This window comes from Vibrio sp. 947 (genome assembly GCF_033339115.1).
GTDB classification, from domain to species: Bacteria; Pseudomonadota; Gammaproteobacteria; order Enterobacterales; family Vibrionaceae; genus Vibrio; species Vibrio alginolyticus.
Genome location: NZ_JAWOTX010000002.1, coordinates 255178 through 278854 on the forward strand (window position 1 = coordinate 255178; position 23677 = coordinate 278854).

The 23677-nt window shown below is 44.1% G+C and carries 20 protein-coding genes; 10 read left to right on the forward strand and 10 right to left on the reverse strand.

Going from position 1 to position 23677, the window contains the following annotated elements:
- Window positions 1-3 precede the first annotated feature (3 nt).
- Window positions 4-1164, reverse strand: coding sequence for an ABC transporter substrate-binding protein (locus R7Q39_RS03715; RefSeq protein ID WP_017820853.1), 1161 nt, complete (start codon window positions 1162-1164; stop codon window positions 4-6).
- Between the two features lie 435 nt (window positions 1165-1599).
- Complete coding sequence (locus R7Q39_RS03720) at window positions 1600-2046, reverse strand: META domain-containing protein (RefSeq protein WP_005378077.1); 447 nt, start codon at window positions 2044-2046, stop codon at window positions 1600-1602.
- A gap of 184 nt (window positions 2047-2230) precedes the next feature.
- On the opposite strand from R7Q39_RS03720, the gene R7Q39_RS03725 reads away from it, so the two are divergent.
- On the forward strand, window positions 2231-2479 hold the full coding sequence (locus R7Q39_RS03725; protein WP_005378062.1) for a DUF1289 domain-containing protein: 249 nt from the start codon (window positions 2231-2233) through the stop codon (window positions 2477-2479).
- Window positions 2480-2613: 134 nt separating this feature from the next.
- On the opposite strand, the gene R7Q39_RS03730 is transcribed toward R7Q39_RS03725, so the two are convergent.
- Window positions 2614-2835: a hypothetical protein gene (locus tag R7Q39_RS03730; RefSeq protein ID WP_005386686.1), complete on the reverse strand. Its 222-nt coding sequence runs from the start codon at window positions 2833-2835 to the stop codon at window positions 2614-2616.
- Between the two features lie 415 nt (window positions 2836-3250).
- The gene (ushA, locus tag R7Q39_RS03735) at window positions 3251-4939 is read right to left on the reverse strand and encodes a bifunctional UDP-sugar hydrolase/5'-nucleotidase UshA (protein WP_017820852.1); all 1689 of its coding nucleotides are present in this window, start codon (window positions 4937-4939) and stop codon (window positions 3251-3253) included.
- Between the two features lie 752 nt (window positions 4940-5691).
- On the opposite strand from ushA, the gene R7Q39_RS03740 reads away from it, so the two are divergent.
- Entirely contained in the window at window positions 5692-6207 is a 516-nt protein-coding gene (locus tag R7Q39_RS03740) for a GNAT family N-acetyltransferase (RefSeq protein WP_017634886.1), read from the forward strand.
- A 147-nt stretch (window positions 6208-6354) separates the two neighbouring features.
- Here the strand turns inward: R7Q39_RS03740 and rplY are convergent, their stop codons facing one another.
- From rplY to R7Q39_RS03765, 5 genes are all read right to left on the reverse strand, one after another.
- A complete protein-coding gene (rplY, locus tag R7Q39_RS03745) occupies window positions 6355-6633 on the reverse strand; it encodes a 50S ribosomal protein L25 (protein WP_005378066.1) in 279 nt (92 codons plus the stop codon).
- Between the two features lie 283 nt (window positions 6634-6916).
- Window positions 6917-8266, reverse strand: a complete 1350-nt coding sequence (locus R7Q39_RS03750; protein ID WP_025766856.1) for an ATP-binding protein — start codon at window positions 8264-8266, stop codon at window positions 6917-6919.
- Window positions 8256-8915, reverse strand: a complete 660-nt coding sequence (locus R7Q39_RS03755; RefSeq protein ID WP_005378073.1) for a response regulator transcription factor — start codon at window positions 8913-8915, stop codon at window positions 8256-8258. Before R7Q39_RS03755 ends, R7Q39_RS03750 begins: the two co-directional genes overlap by 11 nt.
- 76 nt (window positions 8916-8991) lie before the next feature.
- Window positions 8992-9417: a PepSY domain-containing protein gene (locus tag R7Q39_RS03760; protein WP_025766855.1), complete on the reverse strand. Its 426-nt coding sequence runs from the start codon at window positions 9415-9417 to the stop codon at window positions 8992-8994.
- A 95-nt stretch (window positions 9418-9512) separates the two neighbouring features.
- Window positions 9513-11264 carry a DEAD/DEAH box helicase gene (locus tag R7Q39_RS03765; RefSeq protein ID WP_318075787.1) on the reverse strand — a complete coding sequence of 584 codons (1752 nt, stop codon included), beginning with the start codon at window positions 11262-11264 and terminating at the stop codon, window positions 9513-9515.
- A 121-nt stretch (window positions 11265-11385) separates the two neighbouring features.
- On the opposite strand from R7Q39_RS03765, the gene rsuA reads away from it, so the two are divergent.
- The 3 genes from rsuA (at window position 11386) to R7Q39_RS03780 (ending at window position 14389) form a co-directional block, all read left to right on the forward strand.
- On the forward strand, window positions 11386-12087 hold the full coding sequence (rsuA, locus tag R7Q39_RS03770) for a 16S rRNA pseudouridine(516) synthase RsuA (RefSeq protein WP_005388670.1): 702 nt from the start codon (window positions 11386-11388) through the stop codon (window positions 12085-12087).
- Between the two features lie 437 nt (window positions 12088-12524).
- Window positions 12525-13727 carry a Bcr/CflA family multidrug efflux MFS transporter gene (locus R7Q39_RS03775; protein ID WP_017820848.1) on the forward strand — a complete coding sequence of 401 codons (1203 nt, stop codon included), beginning with the start codon at window positions 12525-12527 and terminating at the stop codon, window positions 13725-13727.
- A complete protein-coding gene (locus tag R7Q39_RS03780; RefSeq protein ID WP_005378053.1) occupies window positions 13727-14389 on the forward strand; it encodes a DUF2913 family protein in 663 nt (220 codons plus the stop codon). Before R7Q39_RS03775 ends, R7Q39_RS03780 begins: the two co-directional genes overlap by 1 nt.
- 30 nt (window positions 14390-14419) lie before the next feature.
- On the opposite strand, the gene R7Q39_RS03785 is transcribed toward R7Q39_RS03780, so the two are convergent.
- A complete protein-coding gene (locus tag R7Q39_RS03785) occupies window positions 14420-15871 on the reverse strand; it encodes a DUF2867 domain-containing protein (protein ID WP_025766853.1) in 1452 nt (483 codons plus the stop codon).
- A 94-nt stretch (window positions 15872-15965) separates the two neighbouring features.
- Between R7Q39_RS03785 and R7Q39_RS03790 the strand changes: the two genes are divergently transcribed.
- The 5 genes from R7Q39_RS03790 to nhaA all read left to right on the forward strand — a co-directional run bounded on the left by R7Q39_RS03790 (window position 15966) and on the right by nhaA (window position 23241).
- A complete protein-coding gene (locus R7Q39_RS03790) occupies window positions 15966-17342 on the forward strand; it encodes an MATE family efflux transporter (RefSeq protein WP_005378048.1) in 1377 nt (458 codons plus the stop codon).
- 187 nt (window positions 17343-17529) lie between these two features.
- Window positions 17530-18201: an ABC transporter ATP-binding protein gene (locus R7Q39_RS03795; protein ID WP_005378040.1), complete on the forward strand. Its 672-nt coding sequence runs from the start codon at window positions 17530-17532 to the stop codon at window positions 18199-18201.
- Window positions 18182-20635, forward strand: coding sequence for an ABC transporter permease (locus R7Q39_RS03800; RefSeq protein WP_005378038.1), 2454 nt, complete (start codon window positions 18182-18184; stop codon window positions 20633-20635). Before R7Q39_RS03795 ends, R7Q39_RS03800 begins: the two co-directional genes overlap by 20 nt.
- On the forward strand, window positions 20635-21759 hold the full coding sequence (locus R7Q39_RS03805) for a lipocalin-like domain-containing protein (protein WP_025766852.1): 1125 nt from the start codon (window positions 20635-20637) through the stop codon (window positions 21757-21759). Before R7Q39_RS03800 ends, R7Q39_RS03805 begins: the two co-directional genes overlap by 1 nt.
- A 330-nt stretch (window positions 21760-22089) precedes the next feature.
- Complete coding sequence (nhaA, locus tag R7Q39_RS03810) at window positions 22090-23241, forward strand: Na+/H+ antiporter NhaA (RefSeq protein ID WP_005378034.1); 1152 nt, start codon at window positions 22090-22092, stop codon at window positions 23239-23241.
- The last annotated feature ends 436 nt before the right edge of the window (window positions 23242-23677 follow it).

Here is a 23677-nt window from a genome sequence, read left to right on the forward strand (position 1 = left end):
TTACTAATTCCCGTAGCGTTTCAACCATTCTTTTTCCAACGCCGCTTGCCAACTTGGATGTGGCTCAGCGATGGATTTGAATTGTTGAGTGTTTTTGGCCGAACCAGTTAGGTATTGGTTGCTTAGTACCGAAGGGTCGCCCCAGATGTTTAGGTTACCTTTGCGAGACTGTGCTTCAGGGCTCAATAAAAAGTTTATCGCAACTTGTGCACCAGCACTGGCATTTGCGTTCCAAGGAATCGCTAAAAAGTGGATATTTGAGAGTGCTCCTGCGTCCATTGCGTACGCTTTGGTGCTCTCTGCAAGATTACCGCTCGACTGCGCAGAGAAAACCGCGTTCGGGTTAAAGGTAATCGCCAGGTCAGTCTGACCATCATCTAGTAGCTGAAGGGTTTCTGCTGTACCGCCTGGAAACTGCTTACCACCGCGCCAAGCGACTTTATGGAACTCATCTAGATAAGACCACAGCGGTTGAGTGACTTGTTCAAACGTGTCATCGGTAATTGGTTGTTGCAGCTCAGGGGCGTTGTTAGACAGTTCAATGAGTAATGCTTTGATAAAGCTTGTGCCATGAAACTCTGGTGGTCGAGGGTAAGTCAGGCGATTCGGGAACGCTTTTGCATAGCTCAGCATTTCTGAGAATGATTTTGGAGGGTTATGGAGGGTTTGCTCGTCATGGATAAACACTAATTGTCCTACTCCCCAAGGTGCTTCTAGACCTTCTGTTGGCTCGGAGAAGTCCACATCAATTGGTAGAGATTTATCCACATATTGCCAGCTTGGCAAACCTTCGACAAAAGGACCAAATAGCAATTGGTTATCCTTCATTGATTTGAAGTTTTCGCCATTGATCCAAACCATATCAACACTACCACCGCTGTTTTTGCCTGCCGCTTTTTCTGCGATAAGTCGAGTAGTGGTCTCAGAAATATCAGTTACTTTAACGTGGTTTAGCGTCACGTTATAACGTGATTTTAGCTCTCTACTCGCCCACTGTATGTAGCGATTAATTTCTTGGCTCCCGCCCCAAGCATGAAAGTAGACGGATTGCCCGTCGGCTTGCTGTTCGATTTTTTGCCATTCGCTATTCACTGATGAATCGGCAAAAGAAGGTGTCGCAAAAGTCGTGGCTAAAATGCCAATGCTGCTGAGTAGCTTTTTCATATCTATTCCGTGTTATGTCTTTTGGTTCTTGCTTTCGTTTCTATTGACGTTTTCGCAAGTCGTTCCGCTCTGTTACAAGGATAGTAATTCATCTCTCTCTATTATCAATGCCAATCCCAAACGGAATCACTCATTGATTCAAAGAATTACTCTCAATGTGAAGCAAAACGAATAAAGGACAAATTTGGTGTCATTTTAGGAGCGGACCGTTTGTTTGAGGATATTCTTTCAAGTAATTGAAAATTATTGTCCCCAGAGATATGAATAGGTTGTTTTACAGAGCAAAATTGATGTCTAAAGCATGGAATTGAGGGCGAAAAGAGAAAGAAAGTTGGCCATTTAAATGACTTTAGCATGCATGACTAACGATTCATCGATATAAAAAAAGCAGCCGTTTGGCTGCTTTAAGATACTATCTGGTTTACTTAGTTGGGATTAGTTTACCCAGTCACGTAGTGTAAACGTCAATTCGTGATCGGCACTTTTCAGAACAAGACCATCTTTAGTTAGCGTGATATCGCTCCAGTTAGATAGTGTTTGTGTCATTGCGTTTTCGATCTTCATTTGATCTTCCATACACATCTTCATGGTCATGCCCATTTTTTCGATGCGTAGTTGGTTGTTTTTCAGCTCGGCTTGACCGAAGAAGTTGTTACAACCTGCGTTGCCGTTTGCGGTTAGATTTTCACCGATTTCTAGGCGAGCCGCTTTTTGGTGTTCGTCTAGAACGATATTTTTGCCATCAACTTGAACAAGTTCCCAGTTGTGGTGCTGCAAATCTTGAGCCGTTATTTCTTTCACATCATCACCGTTGCTAGCACAAGCAGTCATAAGAACAGGGAGAGAGATTGCTGTAACTAACGTTTTTAGGCTAAGCTTCATTTTATAGACTCCGTTTTTATAAACGCGGTAAGTATAAGTAATAAAACACTGTTTTTGTCAGCATAAGGTTATGGTTTCGTATGTTTTTGACATAACGAAGTATATAGCAAGTTTTGTTGCTGACTAATCTTCTCATTATTTAAACTAGGCCAATACGCCCTAATATGGAAAGAGCGGTTTTAGTATGGAGCAACTGGAGTTTTTTACTGTCCCAAGCCCTTGTGTTGGAGTATGTACCTCCGATGAAAAAGGGTATTGCAAGGGGTGTATGAGAAAGAGAGAGGAAAGGTTTAATTGGCTTAACTTAACCCCCGCTCAGCAGTTGCACGTTATTAAGTTGTGTCGTCAAAGGTACAGAAGAAAGATGTTGGCAGGGAAGACGAAGCCAGAACAGCTTCAAGATGAGTCATCGCCTCAACAAGACTTATTCTAGAACTCTTGTTCAGTCTGTGGGTTACGCCTTCGCTTTCGGTTCTGATTAGGCTTTTACATATTCCCGGTCCGGCAAGGTGTCCTTTAAGAACCGGGAATCTCCTATCCATTTTCCCTATAAAGCGGTAATTGGCGTTATTTCATCGACCAACGGTCGCTAACCCAGCCTCCCGCTTGTTCGTCGAAGTGATTTCCTGAAAATCGATGATTGAATTCAACATCTAATTTACTTGTTGGGCGTTCATCCATGAGTTGATGAATGTATCTCGCCATAGGATCCGTACAAGCTTCACGCTCTCTACGGGTAACTACTTCTTTGATCATTTGGAGTCTGTAGCTATTGCTGGCTCGTTTCATTTTTGACCTCCAGAACTCGATGGCAGCAGTTTGAACACATTGACGTCCAGATCGCTGCTCATTAGTGTGCGCGTGGAGGCACATCACCATCGTTTGAAGTCCAAAGACAAATTGTTTGAGAGCAGTGTTTGTAACGCCATTCACATCTTTCTCAGAATCATTGACTGTGCGATTGAAAATGTTTCGCGAAATTTAGCCGATGAACCTGCATATTTAAAAGACCTTATCAAACATAGAAGCCCAACACAGGGGCGTCAATAACACAAATGAACAATTTTTGAACATATTGTGAAGGTGGAGAGTTTTCAGTAATTTATCGAAAATAAAAAACCGAAGCACAAAGCTTCGGTTTTAAGGAAAGCCCTGACGAAATTGCTTGTAAAAGCTCTTAGCGCCAGGGGTAAGGTGTTGAGTATTAGCTACCAGTTGCAGGACAACCTTTTACTGGTTGGCCATTACTGAAGTACTTGACGTTCTCTAAGTTCTTGTTGTAGTTATCCGCAGAGATTTGTGGGTTGTTTACGAAGAACTCGCGCAAAACGTATGCATCGGTTAGCTGTGTAGATTGAACATCGATGATTGGATAGTTATCGCCACCAGCAGCACTGAAGCTGATTACAGAGAATGTGTACGTTTCGTTTAGATCGAAGCCTTTATTGTTAATATCGGTAATGGTTACTGAGCCAGCATCACAGTTTACATCTAAAGTGATGTTATCTAGTTGAGCGTAAGCACCAGACCCTGCAGATTTCGTCGCAACCACGTCTAGGTATTCTTTAACTTCTTTACCTGTCATAGTTGCTTTAGTCACGAAGTTACCAAATGGCTGAACCGTTAGTACGTCACGGTAAGTGATATCACCATCTTGGATTGAATCACGCACGCCGCCAGAGTTCATCACACCAAAGTCAGCATTTACCGTTTTGTAAGTACGGTATGCCTCGCCGAGTAGGTGACCTAGGTTAGTTTGTTGAGAGCGAACTACGTTACGATCACCTTCTAACTTACCCGTCGTATTAGAAATCTTCTCATCTAATAACTCTTGACCTTGTTGTTGGTATGGCAGTAGTAACGCTTTTACTGTTGCATCTTGTTGAATTCGTTCACCGATAACTTCATCGTTTTCGTCTAGAAGGTTTACAGGAATCAGTGCGTAGTTCGCTAAGTGAAGCTTGCCGTCGTAGTATTCGAAGTCTGCACGACCCACATATTTACCCCACTCATGCGCTTGCATAATCCAAGTGCCTTTTTGTTGGTCTGGGGCACAATCATCCCCAGGTTTGAAATCAGCATACTCATTGGTACCTGGTTCCATACATACAGGGTTTTGCGAGTGACCACCGATGATAGCGTTTAGCTGTCCTTCTTCAAGAGAGCGAGCGAGTTTAACGTCACCTGGTGCTTCACTACCGTTTTTGCCGTCTTCGTAGTGACCCATGTGCGTCGTTGCAAATACTAGGTCTACCTTTTCGTTCTCTTCGATTTCCTTCAGTACCTTTTTGATTTCTACTTGAGGGTCTTCGAAGTGGATGTTTGATACGTTGTCTGGATTGACTAGCTTCGCAGTGTCTTGCGTTGTTAGACCAATAACAGCGATCTTAAGGCCGTTGATAGTAAATACTTTGTAAGGGTCGAAGTAACGCTCGTTTGTATCTTTTTTATAGATATTCGCAGCCAGCATAGGGAAGTCAGCTAGCTCGGCTTGCATATCGAGAATATCTAGTGAGTTATCAAATTCGTGGTTACCGACAGCCATTGCATCGTAACCAAGTAGGTTCATCCCTACGAAGTCTGGAACCGCATCTTGCATGTCTGATTCTGGTACACCGGTATTAATATCACCGCCAGATAGCAGAATGGTTTCACCGCCTTTTGCTTCGACTTCTGCGCGGATAGATTCGATTAAAGTGTGACGCGCAGCCATGCCGTATTCGCCGTCGCTGTTATGCCAAAAGCGACCATGGTTATCGTTAGTGTGGAGAACGGTGAACTTTGTACAAGAATCTGCAGTCTCGCAGGTTACTGGAGAATTGTCGCTGTCTGAGCCGCATCCTGCTAGCGCAGCGCCCACTGCCACTACCAAAAGAGATTTGGAAAACTTCATAAGGGATCCTTTCTTTGTGATTTTGTTATTGTTACGGCGTGAAATATACGGAATTAATGTGAAACTTTAGTGATCTATCTCTTATTTATACTTCTATCGGAGAAATGAATTAATAAGCCTGCAAACTACGTCTATAAATAAACAGAATTGGTATTTAGTATTTATTTTATATAGCTAGCTCTATTTTTTGTGAGGTAGTTAATTGAATGTGTGTTGTTTGTGTGAATCAATGCGCATTTTTGCGAAGTATTACGCTGATTTTGGTGATTATTTTGCCAAGTTTATGTTTTTCCTAATAGGTATGACACAAATCGTTATAAATTTTCGCTCTGATGATGAGGGGTGGCGGTTTGTATGCATAATGAACAGCACAGAGCTTAAACTCATTTGATCATGGCTTTATTCTGCCAAACTCTATCAAAAATTGTATTTATCTCTTTACTATAATTGCGATCGTTTAGAAACCTTATGCTTTAAGCATCGTTTATTTATCCTCATCCGATACCTTATCGTGCTTATTCCGCATTTGACACTCGAATGTTTAAACAAATAGATTCAACCTAATGAGTCAAAATGAAAAGTAAATAATGGATCATTCTTCTTCGAATATTATGATGTGAACTATCATTTAATTAATGAAAATGAAATGGATTAATGTAAAGCGTTGCGACTGTAGCTGTTATCTTTGAGCTTTGGTTTAAAGGGTAGGGTTAAAAGAATTTGTAAGTGGTGAACGCTAATAAAGGATGCTTATGAGATACACAGTAAGGGACGCACTCAAAAAGGAAGCAGCCCAAATCGCCAAGATACACGTTGATTCTTGGCAGGTGGCGTATAAAGGATTAATGCCAAAGAGCTACATAGAGCAGTTTACGATTGAGCGTCGAGAAAGGATGTGGGCGCGAGTGATGACGGAGCAACTGGCCCAATTGATCGTAGTTGAGAGGCAAGGAGAAATTGTTGGCTTTTTAAGTTACGAGTTACCTAACCACACCAGCGAAGATAAAACGGCATTAGTGACATGTTGCTACGTTACGCCGCTACATTATGGGCAAGGAGCAGGAAGTGCACTGTTAGATGAGTTAGAGACACGTTTGCTCTCTACGTCAGTTATGCAGATCAGTTTGAAAGCACTGGATACTAATCAACAGGGGCTTAACTTTTACAAGAAGTGTGGTTTTGTGCGTACTGGAGAGGAAGAGTCGGAAGTGATTGAGAGTATGACGCTGACCGATCTCACTTTAGTGAAGTATATTGCCCGTTCATAAATCAAATGCTATATGCCAAATATAGTAAAACCCCGGAGGTGGTAAGACTCCGGGGTTTTGAAATTTTGTAGATGTCTCGGTTGGTAAGTCCGATTATCTTTTATGCAAAAGGTTTGGATTTAATCCGATTAATTCCTTGGTAGGGAATTAGATACGGATGAAGTCCATGTGTTCAACTTTTGGCTTGAACGCGTGACGTTGAACGTCTTGTGGCTTAACTTTAACTTCTTTGCCATCGATAACTAGAACGATGCCTTCGTAGAATTCAGGCTTGTCCATTTGGTTTACGATGTCGTCGTGGTTAAGAACGATAGCTACTGCTGCTTCTTCACCGCCGTATACAACTGCAGGGAATTTGCCAGCGTGACGTAGGCGGCGGCTCGCACCTTTACCTAGTTCAGTACGTACTACTGCTTCGAATTTCATAGTATTTACTCTCAAATTAGTAAAAATCAAATGTTCACAATCAACAATGCGACCTTGTTGTTCGTGGTAAAGCTTGAAACAGGAACTGTTCAAGCGAGCGCGGATACTATCATTCCACTTATAAATGGGCAACCCAAATCGTATCCAAATCAACAAAAAGGTATGATTTAGCGGGGTGGAAGGCTATCCCTTTTAACGCTTTGCTTGGATTTTGTTCACATCGACTTCATTTTCATCGGTTTACTGATCAAGGTCCGAAGAACAAAGTTTACTGTTATATGCTTTATGTTCGGCTGAGATGTAAGACTAAAGATGCTTTTAATCCACCCAAAGCGCTTGTATCCAATGTTAATTGACCTCGGTAACTGTGTGCCATTTCACTGACTATGTTTAGACCAAGACCTGAGCCAGGGGTTGTTTCATCCAATCTAACTCCTCTCTTGATTACTTGACTCAGTTTCTCTTTAGGGATGCCTGGCCCATCATCTTCAATAATGATGTGTATATTTTCCTTATCCTGAGAGGAGTGCACACGAATCATGCTGTTGGCCCACTTATAGCCATTTTCTAGCAAGTTACCTAGCATTTCATCGAGATCGGTCTGCTCTACTGCTACATTCAGCTCTGAATCAAGTTCATTAATTAAGGTAATGCTTCGGCTCGCATACACTTTATCAAACGCCATTGAGATAGCATCCACACGATCTGCTGGGTTCGACTTCACTGATAATATGTTCATCGATCCGGCCATACGGGCACGACCCAAATGGTAATCGATATGGTCTTGTATTTGATTGATTGGAGCTCGGAGACGGGATTGTGCCTCAGGTTCTAATGTCTGAACTTCATTTTTTAGAACAGAAAGTGGCGTTTTAAGTGCATGAGATAGGTTACCTGCATGATTGCGAGCTCTCTCTAGCAATTCTTGGTAATGGAACAGCAGAGCATTGAGGTCGAAGATTAGAGGAGAAATCTCTTTTGGGTAGGTTTCTTCTAGACTCTTTTTATTACCAGACTTCAGCTCGGCTAATTCTTTTTGTAGCTTTGTAAGCGGACTCAATGACCAAGCAATTTGCAGTAAAATGACGGTAAGTACGCCCGCGAATAATAAACCCAAAATAAGCCAAAGTTGGCCGATTAACGTCTGAAGGGTATTTTTAATGGGCTCTTCGTCAATACCAATAATAATGTGAATAGGACCATCGTAATCAGGAAGATACAGCGCTTTTTCTAGCGTAATTAGTTTTTCGCCTCTTGCTCCATACGCATCTTTATCCAAACCTTTGTATTCGATTTTTTTGTCCCACAAAGAACGAGAACGTTCGAGGCTTGCCTCTGTAGAGGCACTCCAATACAAACCACTGTAAGGTCGGTTAAATCGAGGGTCTGATAGCTGAGCTGTGAGTGAAAGATGCCCGGTGTTATCGACTTCTAACTGTGCGGCGACTTCATCCATAAAAATGCTGAGCTGTGAGCGAGTGTCATCAACCATATAGTTGTAGACCTGCGTCGGTATCGTCACACCAGCGGCGAGGATCATTGCCGTTAACCAAACGATCGCCGCTAAAACGAGGCGACTTTTGATACTCAGTCGTTTTATTGCGTTTAACGGTAGCCTGTTTCTATTCGGCATTTAATTGGTATCCCAACCCTCGGACAGTTTTGATGATCTTTGGTGCGATTTTTTTACGAATTCGGCCGATAAAAACTTCGATTGTGTTGGAGTCACGATCAAAGTCTTGTTTGTAAATGTGCTCGACGAGTTCGGTTCGAGAAATTACTTTTTCTGGGTTATGCATAAAGTAAGCGACCACTTTATACTCCAGCGCCGTTAAGCTTACTGCTTGCCCTTGCCACATGACTTTAGAAGTGCGCGTATCCAAGCTCAAGTCGCCAATTTGCATCACAGGAGAGGCGTTACCTGATGCTCTTCGCAGTTGTGCGCGAATACGAGCGATAAGCTCAACCATTTCAAACGGCTTAGTTAGGTAATCGTCTGCACCTGCGTTTAAGCCTTCAACTCGCTGCGTTAGGGTGTCGCGAGCGCTTAGAATCACGACAGGAGTATTAATGTTTTCATCTCTGATGCCTTTTAGGACGGTAAGACCATCCAGTTTTGGCAAGCCGAGGTCGAGAACAATGGCGTCCCATTCTTCCGAAGTCGCGCGATACAGAGCGTCTATGCCATCTTGGGACAATTCTGGTACCCAGCCGGTACTTTCTAATGTTTCGATGATTTGCTCGCCTAAACGAGGATCATCTTCAACAACAAGTATTTTCATATTGATGATTCTTATTATGTTTGGATTTTTATCGAAGTAAGTTACGCATCGTGTCTGGATTACGCATTAGACAAGTTTAGTTGTTTTGCGGCTTTAACGCTTTGTTAAAGCTGCGACCTTTGATCTCAAGCATTTCCAGCGTGGCGGCGTCGTACTCAACTTTCAGGACGCTATTGTTGTACAGAATTTTCAATTCATACACCCAAGCACCTTCATCTTCTTCAAGCTCGACCTTGATGATGCGGCCGTATAGGTCGTTTTCTACTGCGGCGTAAAGTTCCGAAAATGGTCGTATATATCCTTGTTGAACCGCGCGATAGACCTCATCTTGATCTTCATCGAATTCGATGCGTGTTCCTGGCTTTTCGACATCTTGCACGATGGCGTGGCCATTTTGTGATGTGTACTCGTTGCCATGCTTGGCAAAACTTGGTGCACACATGAATGTCGTGATAAGGCCGAAAAGTAACGCAGAATGTAGAGAAGTCGTTGCTTTATACATAGTCAAACCTTTTCTGGAGCGTTAGCCGCAGTATATCGGAGATAGATGAACAGAGAGTGAATCAGCTAATTAAGTTTTGCCATGTGTTGTCGATGTTATTTCAACTCATCTTCAAAAATCTTATCTCGCAGCTTCCAAAAGCGACCAGATTTTCTAGCAACAACAAACTGAGGCAAACGGAAACGATGTTGATTAGCGACAACGCGTGTCGGTGAAGCCTCTTCAAAAGGGCGATGCTTGTCTGCTAAGTGGGGGCGTACGAACTGATCTTTAAACGTTTGTTTTTGTTTTTTGGTACTCAATGTCCAAAACTCATGAACTAACGCATTGCCTTCGCCTTGGTATGGTTCACCAGAATACGTCACCTTTAGCTGAGATTTACCATCACTGGACTTAAATACAGATAGGTCCATTTCTGTGCATTCAAAGATCAATGCATCTTTGAGATTAAGGGCTTCTTTTAGCTTTTTATCTGGGTCAACGAGCGTCGCGTCACACTCATGACAAATTCGTGCAGCGATATCGTTGTCCGCACCACATTCACCGCAGTATTTGGCGCGAAAACGGTAGCCACAGTGTTTACGTTCGCCAGTGTCTTCATCTTCAAAGTAACCTTGGCAACGTCTGCCAAAATGTTCAACCAAGAAACCGTTACTATCCAACTTACCCCAGAAATTGTTATTGAATCCGCAAGCCGGGCAAGGAATCGTGATAATTTCACTGTCAGAGTCTGGTTTGGGATCACCGACTTCAGGTTGGTATAAATCGTAGCTGTTGCCTGCGTAATCAAGCACTAAACATTCTGATTTTCCGTCTGATAAGCGTAATCCTCGTCCTACTATCTGTTGGTACAGACTGACTGACTCTGTTGGTCGCAAAATCGCGATTAAATCGACATGCGGCGCATCAAACCCGGTTGTCAGTACCGAAACATTGACTAAGTATTTTATTTGACGATTCTTGAACGCTTGGATGATCGCATCGCGCTCCGGCGTAGGTGTATCACCAATGACGATTTCAGTTTCGCCTTCTGGCAATAAACTGTGTATCTCCTGTGCGTGTCGAACAGTTGCAGCGAAGATCATGACACCTTGACGCTCTTTCGCATATTGCATGATTTGCTCAACAATTTGTGGAGTCGCACGTTTGGCTTTATCGATCACCATATCCATTTCTGCTTCTTTGTAGCGTCCGGTGTTAGCGGGCTTCAGCTGAGAGAAGTCGTAAGACAAAACGGGCGCATCCATCATGCGGGCTGGAGTGAGGAAGTTTTCGTCGAGCAAGTAACGGATCGGCAGTTCGAAAATACAATCGCGGAAGAATCGAGGCTCTTCGGTTCGCACTTGACCTCGGGTGTGATACTGATAAATCCAGCCCATTCCTAAACGATAGGGCGTTGCAGTTAGTCCTAGCACCTTAATGCCAGGGTTCAGTTCTCGTAAGTGAGTAATAACTTTTTGGTAGCTGCTGTTTTTGTCATCTGGCACACGATGGCACTCATCAATAACGAGCAGAGAAAACTGGTTTTTGAACGAATCTAAGTTACGTACGACCGATTGAACCGAAGCAAACACGACTTGCTGGTCAGTTTCTTTTCGTCCCAATCCTGCTGAGAAGATGGAACCTTTTAAACCATAACCTTCATACTTTGCGTGGTTTTGCTCGACCAGTTCTTTTACGTGGGCGAGGACTAACACTCGTCCTTTCGCAAGGCGAGCAAGTTCTGCGATCACCAAGCTTTTTCCTGCACCGGTTGGCAGCACGATCACTGCTGGTGTCGAGTGTTTACGAAAGTAATGAATAACGGCTTTAACCGAGTCGGCTTGATAAGGACGAAGTGTGTACATGAAAATATGTGAAATTGCTCAACTATTCGAACGAGGAACGCTATAATACCTGACTTTTATACCCAAGTGACCTTTAAACCAAGATTTAGAGATCACTTGGGTATAATTCAATGAGGTATTCATGCGTTTAGATAAATATTTGTGTGACGCTCTGGGTGCAACACGCAAACAGGCAACAAAGATCATCAAAAGTGGAGACATCACTGTTGACGGTGAGGTTCAAAAAAGTGGTGCATTTAAAGTACCTAAAGGTGCGGAAGTGATGTGGGAAGACCGTGTTATTGGTGCTCCTGGTCCTCGTTACATTATGTTGTATAAGCCTGCTGACTTTGTTTGTTCACATGAAGATGGCTACAACCAAACTGCATTCGCATTGCTTGATGAGCCTAAAATTGAAAACCTTCACTTTGCGGGCCGATTAGATGTCGACACAACTGGTTTAGTGTTGATTACGGATGATGGTAAGTGGTCTCACCGTATTACCTCACCTAAGCATAAGTGTGAGAAAACGTACCGTGTTTGGCTCGTCGATGCTATTCAGCCTGATTATGCGGAAAAGCTCGAACAAGGCATCATTTTGCGCAATGAATCAGAAGCAACATTGCCTGCTCGTTTGGAAATCGTGAACGAGGCCGAGAATGAAGTATTGTTAACTATCGTGGAAGGTAAGTATCACCAAGTGAAACGTATGTTCGCGGCGTTAGGAAATAAAGTTGAGTACTTACATCGTGAGCGTATTGGTTCTATCGAACTTGATGAGGCACTAGAACCAGGTGATTATCGCTACCTCACGCAAGAAGAAATTGATTCTATTTGGAATTAATTGTCGGCATGGGAAATTCTTTAGTTCCTAATAGGAACTAGTCTTTTGGTAGGAATTGGCTCAAAATAAATTTTCCTACCAAAATTAGTGCCTAGACAATTCCGGTGTGCTTACTCATCTCAGTGATACGCCTTTGCATTTAGCTGAGGCATGCATACTCTTATTGCAAAGCCTTCGGCTACGGTGAATGGAATGATGGTGTCAACGCCATCATTTTTACTGCATTGTGTTTGTTTCCCATAAACACATTTCGCTTTCACATGCTTTTCTATGTCGAGTTCGTCAAGGTCACACCTTGGTACATATTTGCCCTTATGATTCTCGAACGTTGGATAGAACAGGTTTTTGGCTTCTACATTCAGCGATATGAGAACTGTCCGTTATTTTCACTTTGTTCTGCAAGTATTGACGGTAGGGCTCCAACAAGAGGTAAAAGAATGACAGAAAAAGCTCAAAGTGCTCCGCAATCCCAAATCAGTTTTCTATTGTTTCTGGTACTAGGAGCGATTGGTGCTTTGACGCCTTTGGCGATCGATATGTATTTGCCTGCGATGCCGACAATTGCGAAAGATTTGGGGGTCGCGCCTGGCGCGGTTCAGATTACGTTGACGGCTTATACCGCGGGTTTTGCGATCGGCCAGTTAATTCACGGGCCGCTCGCCGATAGCTTTGGTCGCAGACCTGTGTTGATTTTAGGCGTACTTTTCTTCGGCTTGGCTGCCGTTGTGAGTGCGACAACAAATGGCATTGATGCGCTGACCTATGTACGTACGGCACAAGGTTTTGCTGGCGCGGCAGCGGCGGTCATTATCCAAGCCGTCGTGCGTGACATGTTTGACCGTGAAGACTTTGCACGCGCAATGTCCTTCGTTACTCTGGTCATTACTATTGCGCCGTTGGTGGCACCGATGATCGGTGGCCATCTCGCGATTTGGTTTGGTTGGCGTTCCATTTTTTGGGTACTAGCTATTTTCGCTGTAGTTGTGATTTTTCTCGTACTTTGGAAAATCCCTGAAACGTTACAGCCTGAAAATCGTCAGCCTCTTCGTTTCCGCACGACGCTGAGAAACTACGCCAGATTATGCTCCAATCCTGAAGCGATCGGTTTGATGCTCTCAGGTGCGTTTTCATTTTCCGGAATGTTTGCATTTTTGACGGCGGGTTCGTTTGTTTATATTGATTTATATGGTGTTCGACCAGACCACTTTGGTTACCTATTTGGTTTGAACATTGTGGCGATGATCATCATGACCAGTATTAATGGTCGCTTGGTGAAGAAAGTTGGTTCCCATGCCATGCTTCGTTTTGGGTTGTTCGTGCAACTTTTGGCGGGGATTGGTTTATTCGTAAGTTGGTTAATGGACTTCGGATTATGGGGCATTGTACCTTTTGTTGTGCTGTTTATCGGTACATTGTCGACGATAGGTAGTAACGCGATGGCGCTGCTTTTAAGTGGTTACCCATCAATGGCGGGTACGGCGTCGTCTCTAGCGGGGACATTAAGATTCGGTATCGGTTCATTGGTTGGTGCGCTGGTGGCATCACTGCCCGGGAATGTTGCTTGGCCGATGATCATCGTAATGTTTGCTTGTTCTGTGCTTTCAGCACTGTTTTATTGGACTTTAGGAAGAAAGGCGTAATGTCGAATTACACCAAAGAAATTCAAAACTTGGTTAACTCAGCACTTGAAGAGTTAGATCAAGAGCATCGCTCAGGTAAGTTAGCCAATGCCCCTGTTGCGAATAACCATTATTTAGTGCGTTGGGTAACAAAGGCGCTAAAATCACAACGTTTCGGACGTACGGTAGGCGATGACTTAACGCGTTGGCAAAAAGCAGGTCGCTCAAAGGGGAACGATGCTGGTTTGTTGTTTATCTTCAAGCGTATTTCTGCTTTTTATGCGCAATTCTTCCCTGAAGGTGAAGACTCCAAAGTGTTCAAAGATTCAGATATTGAGTCTTTTCTTGATTTGATGGAGCAAGCAGGCTGGGAAGTCTCGACGTCTGAGCAACTGATTGGGTGCGGCAAAGTACAAATCTTCACTGAAGGTCAAAACTCTTTAGCGTTATGTGCAGACCAATGCGAAAGCTGTTTTGATGGCGAGTTGCTCGTAAAGCCAATGAGTTGGTTTGTACGTGGCAATCATGCTGAGTTTGTTGAGAAAGCAGCGCAAGCGGGCTTTATGGTACATAAGGTAACAGACTACAAATCGATGGTGAAATACCATGGCGAGTACCTTATTTTTCCAGCAAACGAAGGCAACCAGTTAGCCGAAATTCCACTCTCGTTCAAAGCTGACTAAAGTGACATTTTGAGTGTTTAGAAGCCCCTGTTATTGGGGCTTTTTGTTTTCTAAACGGTTTGCTTCTTTCGCGATGGCTTTGACCATGCCTTTAAATATGAAAAGATGGGCTGGCATCATTGCAAACCAATAAAGCAGCCCAAGAAACCCTTGCGGGTGCCACCAGGCGGTAATATCCAGCTCTCGTTCGTCACCGAGATCTTTGATGGTAATTTCTAAACGCCCAAGGCCTGGGCCTTTCATACCAAAAAACAGTGAAAGAAACTGATTATTATCGCAGCGAATCACTTTCCAAGAGTCAATAAAATCACCGACTTTAAGCTCTGGTCCAGGAGGAGAAACGCGAATCGGTTTTCCGCCACCAAAAAAGATATCGAGCCATTCACGTGTACGCCACAAGATGTTGGCAAAGTAATAGCCTTTTTCGCGACTCCCGATCTTTTGCGCCACTTTCCATAATGCCGCAGCGGAGGCATGAGTTTTAATGCTCGCTCCAGCTTGTTTTGGGTAATAGCCATATCCTGGTTGCCATCGACGAAGCGCTGCGGGTTCAAACCCCCAGACATTACTGCGTACAAATGTGCCTTCATCTTGAATGGTATCAGTTACCGCTTGCTCGTAGCTGATCAGCGTTTGAGGAAATCGTTCTTCAATCGCTTTGGAGTCTGCAATGTAGTTGTGCTCTAAGCCCGCAAGTAATGCTTTACCGATACTAGTTGGCACTGAGGTAACTAAACCTAGCCAGTACGATGCCATTTTCGGAGTAAGTAGCGGGGTCGACCACAGCCGATACGGCTTGTTCGTGATTCGGCAAATGACTTTGAACTGCTCGCGGTAGCTAAGTGTATCTGGCCCTCCAACTTCATAAATTTCACTTTCTTCTGGATAGGGAGCTTCTGCTAACTTCAACAAATAGTGGTTGAGATTGGGCAAGGCGATAGGGTTCGCTTTTGAGTCGACCCATTTAGGCGCGATCAAAATAGGTAAGTTGTAGACAAAGTCACGCATGATTTCGAAAGCGGCAGAGCCGGGACCGATGATAACGCCAGCACGCAATTCAGTTACTGGAACACCAGACTGTCGAATTATTTTTCCCGTGGCTTTACGAGCGGCTAAATGGCGAGAGTTTCCGGTTTGAGGTTGAATGGCACTCAAATATACAACATGCTCGACGGAGCTTTGTTCCAACGCATATTTGAAGTTCAAAGCAAGGTTTAGTTCGTACTCAACAAAGTCATCACCTTGAGCCATCCCGTGCACGAGAAAAAAGACTAAATCAAAATCGTTCACTACAGCCTTCGTGGTCTCTGCGTCAGCCAAGTCGAGATACCTTAACGTTAAATTAGGGTGAGGCTGAGTTCTTGACTCTAAATAATCAATATGTCGCGCCGCTGCTGTGACGGCGTAACCTTTATCTAAAAGTAACGGAAGAAGTTGAGAGCCAATGTAACCCGAGGCGCCTAGCACCAACACCTTTTTCATTATCTGTCCTTTTATCGTTGGTGGAATAAACACCACAGAGTATAATCATGAGACACTTTCCCCATTCTATCAATAAGTTGTCGTTGGAGCGCTTGTGACTTTTCTTTCTCAACTCTCAATACACGCAGATAAAGCATTCTTACGTCGTTTATTTGCAATCGCGTTACCAATTACACTGCAAAGCATGATGTTTTCTAGCAGAAGCCTCGTCGATGTTCTTATGCTTGGTCAACTTGGTGAAGCTGAAATTGCCGCTGTTGGAGTTGCTGCGCGCGCGACTTTCGTCACCACCATCATGTTAGTTGGGGTGACAACGGGCGGTGCGTTGTTAACCGCTCAATATTGGGGGGCTGGCGATAAAGTTGGGGTGCGTCGCAGTACCGCTTTAACATGGATGATCGCAATGATGTTTGCTGCGATTGCTGTTGCTTTGTTTGTTGTTTTTCCACAGCCCATCATGAGTTTGACTACCGATTCACAAGAAGTGATTGAGCTAGGGGCCAGCTATCTCATTATTTCGTCGGTTAGCATGTTTGCTGTTGCATGTGTGGCCAGTATGTCGGTGGGCCTAAGGGCGATGCACCAACCAGGCCTAAGCACTTTTTTTAGTGGTATAGGCATTTTATCTAATGTGTTTCTTAACTGGGTTTTAATTTTTGGTCAATTAGGCTTTCCTGCTCTGGGTATTACGGGAGCAGCGATCGCAACGGTAATCAGTGGCGCGATCGAAGTAGGTTGCTTGTTTGGTTATCTATGGTTGAAAAAACACATAATCGCATTTGGTTGGGATGATATACGCGCAGGATTGGTCTTAGATAAAATTACGCGTTTCTTGAGCCTCTCTTTGCCAACCACATTTAACTTCTTGGCGTGGGCTGGTGGGCTGTTTGCTTATCACGCCATCATGGGGCAAGCAGGTGTACAAGGTTTGGCGGCACTTTCCGTAATGACACCTGTTGAGTCGATCGCATTGGCGATGATGATTGGTTTATCGAATGCGGCTGCAGTTCTAGTCGGGAACCAGCTCGGCGCTCGTAATTTTGAACCCGTTTATTATCAAGCATGGGCTACGGTCATTTTGAATGTGCTTATCGCATTTGTGGTCGCCGTCTTGTTGATAGTGTCAAATCAATGGATCCTTAATGCGTTTAGTGCACTGACAACAGACACTCGCGAGCTAGCTGAACAGTTTATGGTGATTCTTGCGTTGGGTGTCGTGCTACGCTCGGTGCCGATGATGGCGATTGTTGGTGTATTACGCGCGGGCGGTGATGTTAAGTTTTGTTTGTATCAAGACATCTTGGCGCAGTGGGTGATCGGGATTCCACTCGCAGCATTTGCAGCGATTTATCTCAATTGGGATCCACAATGGGTTTACTTACTCTTTTTGACGGAAGAAGTTGTGAAGTGGGCGATTTGCTTGCCAAGAATGGTTAGCCGAAAATGGATGAAAAACCTGATTGGCCAGTAAGGAGGAACAGAGTTTATTTTGGCTGCAAAAATCTGCTCAAAACGTCAACAAAATTAGAAACAGAAAGTGAATCGAGTTGCATTTGTACTTCCATAGTGTGATCAAGCATTCAAAATACTTTCTACTAACAGGATTTTAGTGTAGATTCTGATCCCAATTTTTAAACACCATCCGAGCGGCATAATCAATGTTAAAACTGTCAGACCTATGTAAAGGCTATGTAGACGGGGGAGAGTTTCACCCTGTATTACAAGGGGCAGAATTAACATTGCAGCAAGGCGACCAAGTTGCTCTGATGGGAGAAAGTGGTTCGGGTAAAAGTACTCTGCTGAATTTAATCGCCGGATTAGATACTGCTGACTCTGGTGAAGTGCAGTTTCCAAATTTTGCTATGCATGAAGCACCGGAGCATTTAAGAACCCTTTATCGCCGCAACAATATTGGTAATATCTTCCAACAATTCAACCTGCTTCCTACACTTAATATTGCCGACAATATTCGTTTTTGTCGTCAGTTAAAAGGTCTGCCGGAAGATAAAGAGTTGTGGCGTCAAATTCTTTCTGCTTTGGACTTAATGCCATTGCTAGGACGTTATCCGGAAGAGGCGTCTGGTGGTCAGCAACAACGTGCGGCGATTGCTCGCGCCCTTTATATGGAACCTAAAATCCTGCTTGCTGATGAGCCAACTGGTAGCCTAGACGAGCGAAACGCAGAAGCAGTAATGCGCTTATTAACGAGTCTCGCTCGCCAATTGGAGTGTACTTTGCTGTTAGTGACGCACAGTGAAAAAGTGGCCGCCCATATGGAAGGAAAGATTCGACTTCAAGGAGGGCAGCTACATGTTATGGCCCGTAGTTAAGGCACTACTCGGTCATTACCGTCGTTACCCTCTACAAATTATTCTTGTCTGGCTGGGATTAACTTTAGGCGTGTCCCTCCTTGTTGGTGTTACTTCTATCAACCAGCATGCAAAACAAAGTTATGCAACTGGGGAAAAACTTTTCTCTAATCCTTTGCCATACCGAATCCGAACGAAGCACTCTGCCAATAAAATTCCTCAAGGTTTCTATATTCAGTTACGTCGAGCTGGGTTTAACCAATGTGCACCGTTTGACGTGCTTCATCTAGATGCCAAGACCGATATGAGCCTGATGTTGGTGGGGATAGATCCTGTCGCGATGATCCCACTACAACAAGGAAAATCGCTAGGTGAGATGCCTGTTTTATCACTAATGAAGCCTCCTTATCCTATTCTTGTTAGTCAAGATTTGGCCGCTTACATGAGTTGGCAGGATGGGGACTTCATTGAGATGAATGACGGAAGCCGTCTTGGGCCTATTCAAGTAGATAAGGACAAGATGCTTTCGGGTACTCGGCTGGTTACTGATATATCGTTGTTGCGTATGCTCAAGCGGAGCTCAGGTTTGTCTGCGATTTCTTGTGGTGAAATGCCAGAGGAAAAGCTGATAGCACTGAAAAACATGCTGCCAAACGGAATGACGCTCGTTAGGAATACGCGTACAGAGCTTGAGTCGCTAACTAACGCATTCCATATGAATCTCACCGCGATGGGAATGCTGTCGTTTTTGGTCGGGTTGTTTATTTTTTATCAAGCGATGTCTCTGTCTTTCATCCAGCGACAACGTTTGGTAGGTATTTTGAGACAGACTGGTGTTAACGGAACACAGTTAGCGCAAGCTTTATTACTAGAGTTGTCTTTGCTCGTCTTTATTGCGTGGGCGTGTGGTAACTTTTTTGGCTTGATCTTAGCAAATGAACTTATCCCAGCAGTGTCTTCGAGCCTGAGTGATTTGTATGATGCCAACGTAGGCTTAACCATAGGATGGTCATGGCAATCTAGCTTATATAGTCTAATCATGGCAGCGATGGGTGCGTTGATATCGTGTCTGTGGCCATTAATCCGTTTGTTGAAGTCACAACCAATCCGCCTTTCTTCTCGACTGTCGCTAATGCGATTTGCTGGAAGAGAGTTCTCTTGGCAGGCGCTTGCGGCATGTGCGTTTTGTGTCGCTGCAATAGCGGTGTATCAGGCGCCGAAAACACAAGAAACCGGCTTTGCTATTATTGCTCTGATGTTGGTTAGTGTGGCGTTGTTTATGCCATTTATTATGTGGCATATGTTCCAAAGTTTTTCTTATACCATGCGATGGGTTCGTGTCCGTTGGTTTTTTGCTGATGCAGCAGCCAGCATGAGCTATCGCGGTGTGGCTACGATGGCGTTTATGTTAGCGCTGGCGGCAAACATTGGTGTAGAAACAATGGTCGGAAGCTTTCGAGATACAACCGATAAGTGGCTAAATCAGCGATTAGCCGCTGATGTGTACATCTATCCGACCAACAATTCAGCCGCTAGGATGAGCGCATGGCTCCAGAATCAGCCAGAGGTGAACTCGGTTTGGTGGCGCTGGGAAAAAGATATGCCGACCGAGCATGGTGCTCTGCAAGTTGTGAGTACGGGCTCTTCTGAAGGTGAGTTAGACTCACTTACCGTCAAGTTAGGTGTCCCAAATTACTGGTATCAACTGCACGCTACCAAGAGCTTAATGGTCAGTGAGTCGATGGCCTTGAAGCTGGATATCCGCCCTGGCGATTTCATTAACTTGCAAGAACCGCTTGGTGGTGACTGGCAAGTCGTAGGCGTTTACTACGATTATGGAAACCCATATAACCAGGTGATGATGTCGCACCGGAATTGGCTGTATGCATTTGCAGGTACGGGTAATGTTGGTCTTGGCGTAGTATTAAAAGATAACGTCAATGGAGAAGGGCTGAAAAATCGCTTAGAGAATGTATTCCGTCTCCCGCAAGATCGTGTGTTTGATAACGGTAATATTTATAGCCAAGCAATGAGAGTGTTTGATCATACCTTTGCGATAGCAGGAACCTTGGGCAATATCACGCTGATTATTGCAGTGTTTGGTTTATTCTTTGCGACGTTGGCAGGAGAACTTTCACGGCAGCGGCATTTTTCCTTATTAAGGTGCATGGGTGTGTCCGGAAAAGAACTTGTCGTATTAGGTGGTTTGCAGCTATTCGTCTTCGGAGCCATTTCTGCGATTATTGCAGTGCCGCTCGGCTTGGCGCTCGCACATTTGATCGTTGATATTATCATTAAGCAATCATTTGGCTGGTCTCTAGAGCTTCAAACGATTCCATGGGAGTATGCTCAAACCATTGCTTGGGCGATGCTTGCCATCATGGTTGCTGGCGCATTGCCAGTTATTAGAATGATCAAAAGTACACCGATGAAGTCATTAAGGGACGCGTTGTAATGAAAAAAATGGGCTCTAAAAAACGCTTGTTGGTTTCAACGCTCATTGTTGTTACGTTCGCTTTTCTGACTGGGGCTGCTTTTTACTCAACTTTTTGGTTAGAGGCGACAGCAACACGAGAAAGCGAACTTGATTCTATCTTAACGCGTGAAAATCAAACGATTTTCGAGCCTGTACTACCTAATGAGCATGTCTCTTTACCCTCAGACTTTCGCTTTCATCCCGAGTACCAGCATGAATGGTGGCACTACTTTGCGAAGCTAAAAGATGAGCAAGGCAAGATCTACAATGTTCAATGGAGCTATTTCAGGGTTGCGACGGACGAGCGAGAAACCAGCGGTTGGCAGAACCCTCAATTGTACATTTCACATGTTGTCGTCAGTCATGGCTCGCATGTATGGAAAGAGCAACGGGTAGCTAGAGGAGGGATAGGCCAAGCTGGTATGATCAATCGTCCTTTCAGGTTATGGATTGATAATTGGACTTGGCGATCACTCGGTGCGACGCCTTTCCCGGGTAACTTGAATGTGAATACTGATACGTTTGGACTTGAGCTCAATACCATGACAAACGGCCCCTTTGTCGTGAATGGAGACAAAGGTTTCCAAGTTAAACATGCGTTGCAATCTGTTGCTTCTTTCAGCTTCAGTGCTCCATTTTTAAAAGTAAAAGGCAGCTTAAGCTTAAATGGTAAGCGATTCTTAGTGACGGGTTCTGCTTGGGCGCAAAAAGAGTGGGGCAGCGGCTTAATTGGTGAGGGGCAACAAGGCTGGGATTGGTTTGTTTTCAATTTAGATGATGGTCGAGCATTAACTGTTAGCCGTTATCGTCACCATGGGCAAACACCGCACGTGTTTGGCACGTTGTCGACACGCTCAGGTAAAGTCATCAACCTCTCAGACGATGATATCAGTATCAAGCCAATGCAAGTGACCAGTTTATCCAATGGAAGAAGGTTACCTTTGCAATGGATTATCAATATTCCGAAGCATCAAATTAATTTGACTACCCGCATTATCAAGTCAGATATGTGGCTACCCTTTGTAATACCTTACTGGGAAGGGCCTACTTTAGCCTCCGGCTCCAATGAGGCTTGGGGCTTTATGCAGCTGACAGGCTATTGAGTTGTGAAGAAAACCACCCCCTGCGGGTGGTTTTTTAGTGCGCGAAGCTTCCTGGCTTTTTCTCAAAAGTACGGGGTTATCATGATGGTACAAGCCGTGTTATGCTGATTTTCTCATCATCTTGATAAATATTTGGTGCGACAAGTACAAATACGATCTCCGATCAAAATTGAGTGTCATGTTGGAAAATGCGATGTATAGTAAACTTAACATCGAAAAAACCGAAGTTTATACTCTGAAGAAGCGATTATTCTAAAGTTTTCGACAGCTATACACTCTTATCACTCTTTGTTAATCGTTTATTAAGATAATAAATATAAGGACGAAACCATGAACGATGTCATTCGTGACTTTTTCAAAATGGAATCAGCAGGTGGTATTCTTCTTGTAATTGCAGCGGCAATTGCGATGACCATTGCTAACTCACCGCTGGGCGAAACTTATCAATCTGTACTGCATACTTATGTATTCGGTATGTCAGTTTCTCACTGGATTAATGATGGCCTAATGGCTGTTTTTTTCTTACTTATTGGCCTTGAAGTGAAGCGAGAGCTACTTGAAGGAGCGCTAAAATCAAAAGAAACCGCAATTTTCCCTGCGATTGCAGCGGTTGGTGGTATGTTAGCCCCTGCTCTTATTTACGTTGCGTTTAATGCTAACGACCCAGAGGCGGTTTCTGGCTGGGCCATCCCAGCTGCGACGGATATTGCATTTGCTCTAGGTATCATGGCGCTACTAGGTAAGCGCGTACCAGTAAGCCTTAAAGTGTTTTTGTTAGCTCTCGCTATCATCGACGATTTAGGCGTGGTTGTTATTATTGCACTGTTTTACACAGGTGATCTTTCTAGCATGGCGCTGCTTGTTGGCTTCATCATGACTGGTGTCCTGTTCATGTTGAATGCGAAGGAAGTAACGAAACTGACGCCATACATGATAGTCGGCGCGATCTTATGGTTTGCGGTACTTAAATCTGGTGTTCACGCAACACTTGCAGGCGTAGTGATCGGCTTTGCTATTCCTCTTAAGGGTAAACAGGGCGAACATTCTCCACTTAAGCACATGGAGCACGCACTTCATCCATACGTGGCATTTGGTATCTTACCTCTATTCGCATTTGCAAATGCGGGGATTTCGCTAGAAGGCGTATCGATGTCAGGCCTAACTTCAATGCTGCCATTAGGTATTGCTTTGGGGCTACTGGTTGGTAAGCCTCTAGGTATCTTCACCTTTAGTTGGGCAGCTGTGAAAATGGGTGTAGCTAAGTTACCGGAAGGCATTAACTTCAAGCATATCTTTGCGGTCTCTGTGTTGTGTGGTATCGGTTTTACAATGTCTATATTCATTTCCTCTTTAGCGTTTGGAAATGTAAGCCCTGAGTTTGATACCTATGCTCGACTCGGTATCTTAATGGGCTCGACGACAGCCGCGTTACTTGGCTACGCGTTACTGCACTTTTCTTTGCCTAAGAAAGCGCAAGCGTAAGATACACACTGTTTAGTAAAGCCTCCCATTCGGGAGGCTTTTTTATGTCTGCAGATCGGCACATCAACTACTTCAGGATGGTTACTTTTGTGACCAACTAAGGTCTAGCTTATGGAGTTGGGGCAAATCATCGAAAGAGGCGCTTGGCAAATCTATAGGCGAAAAAAAGCCCAGCCGAAAATTTGACTGGGCGGATACAAACATAGGAGTTAATAAGAAAAAAGCAGCAACGTAACAATTAGATGGAAACAAGTTTGACGGCCAGTGAAACTTCAAATGCCCTAACTGTTACGTATATTCAGACCGAGCCTTTTCCAAACAGTTCCATTTTTTTTCAAAAAATTTCTACTTAATGCTTTCTAGCTTCTTACACACCCGAAAGTAATAGAAAAATCGAGATGGATTACCAACTTGGCGAAGTTACTAACTTCTGTGT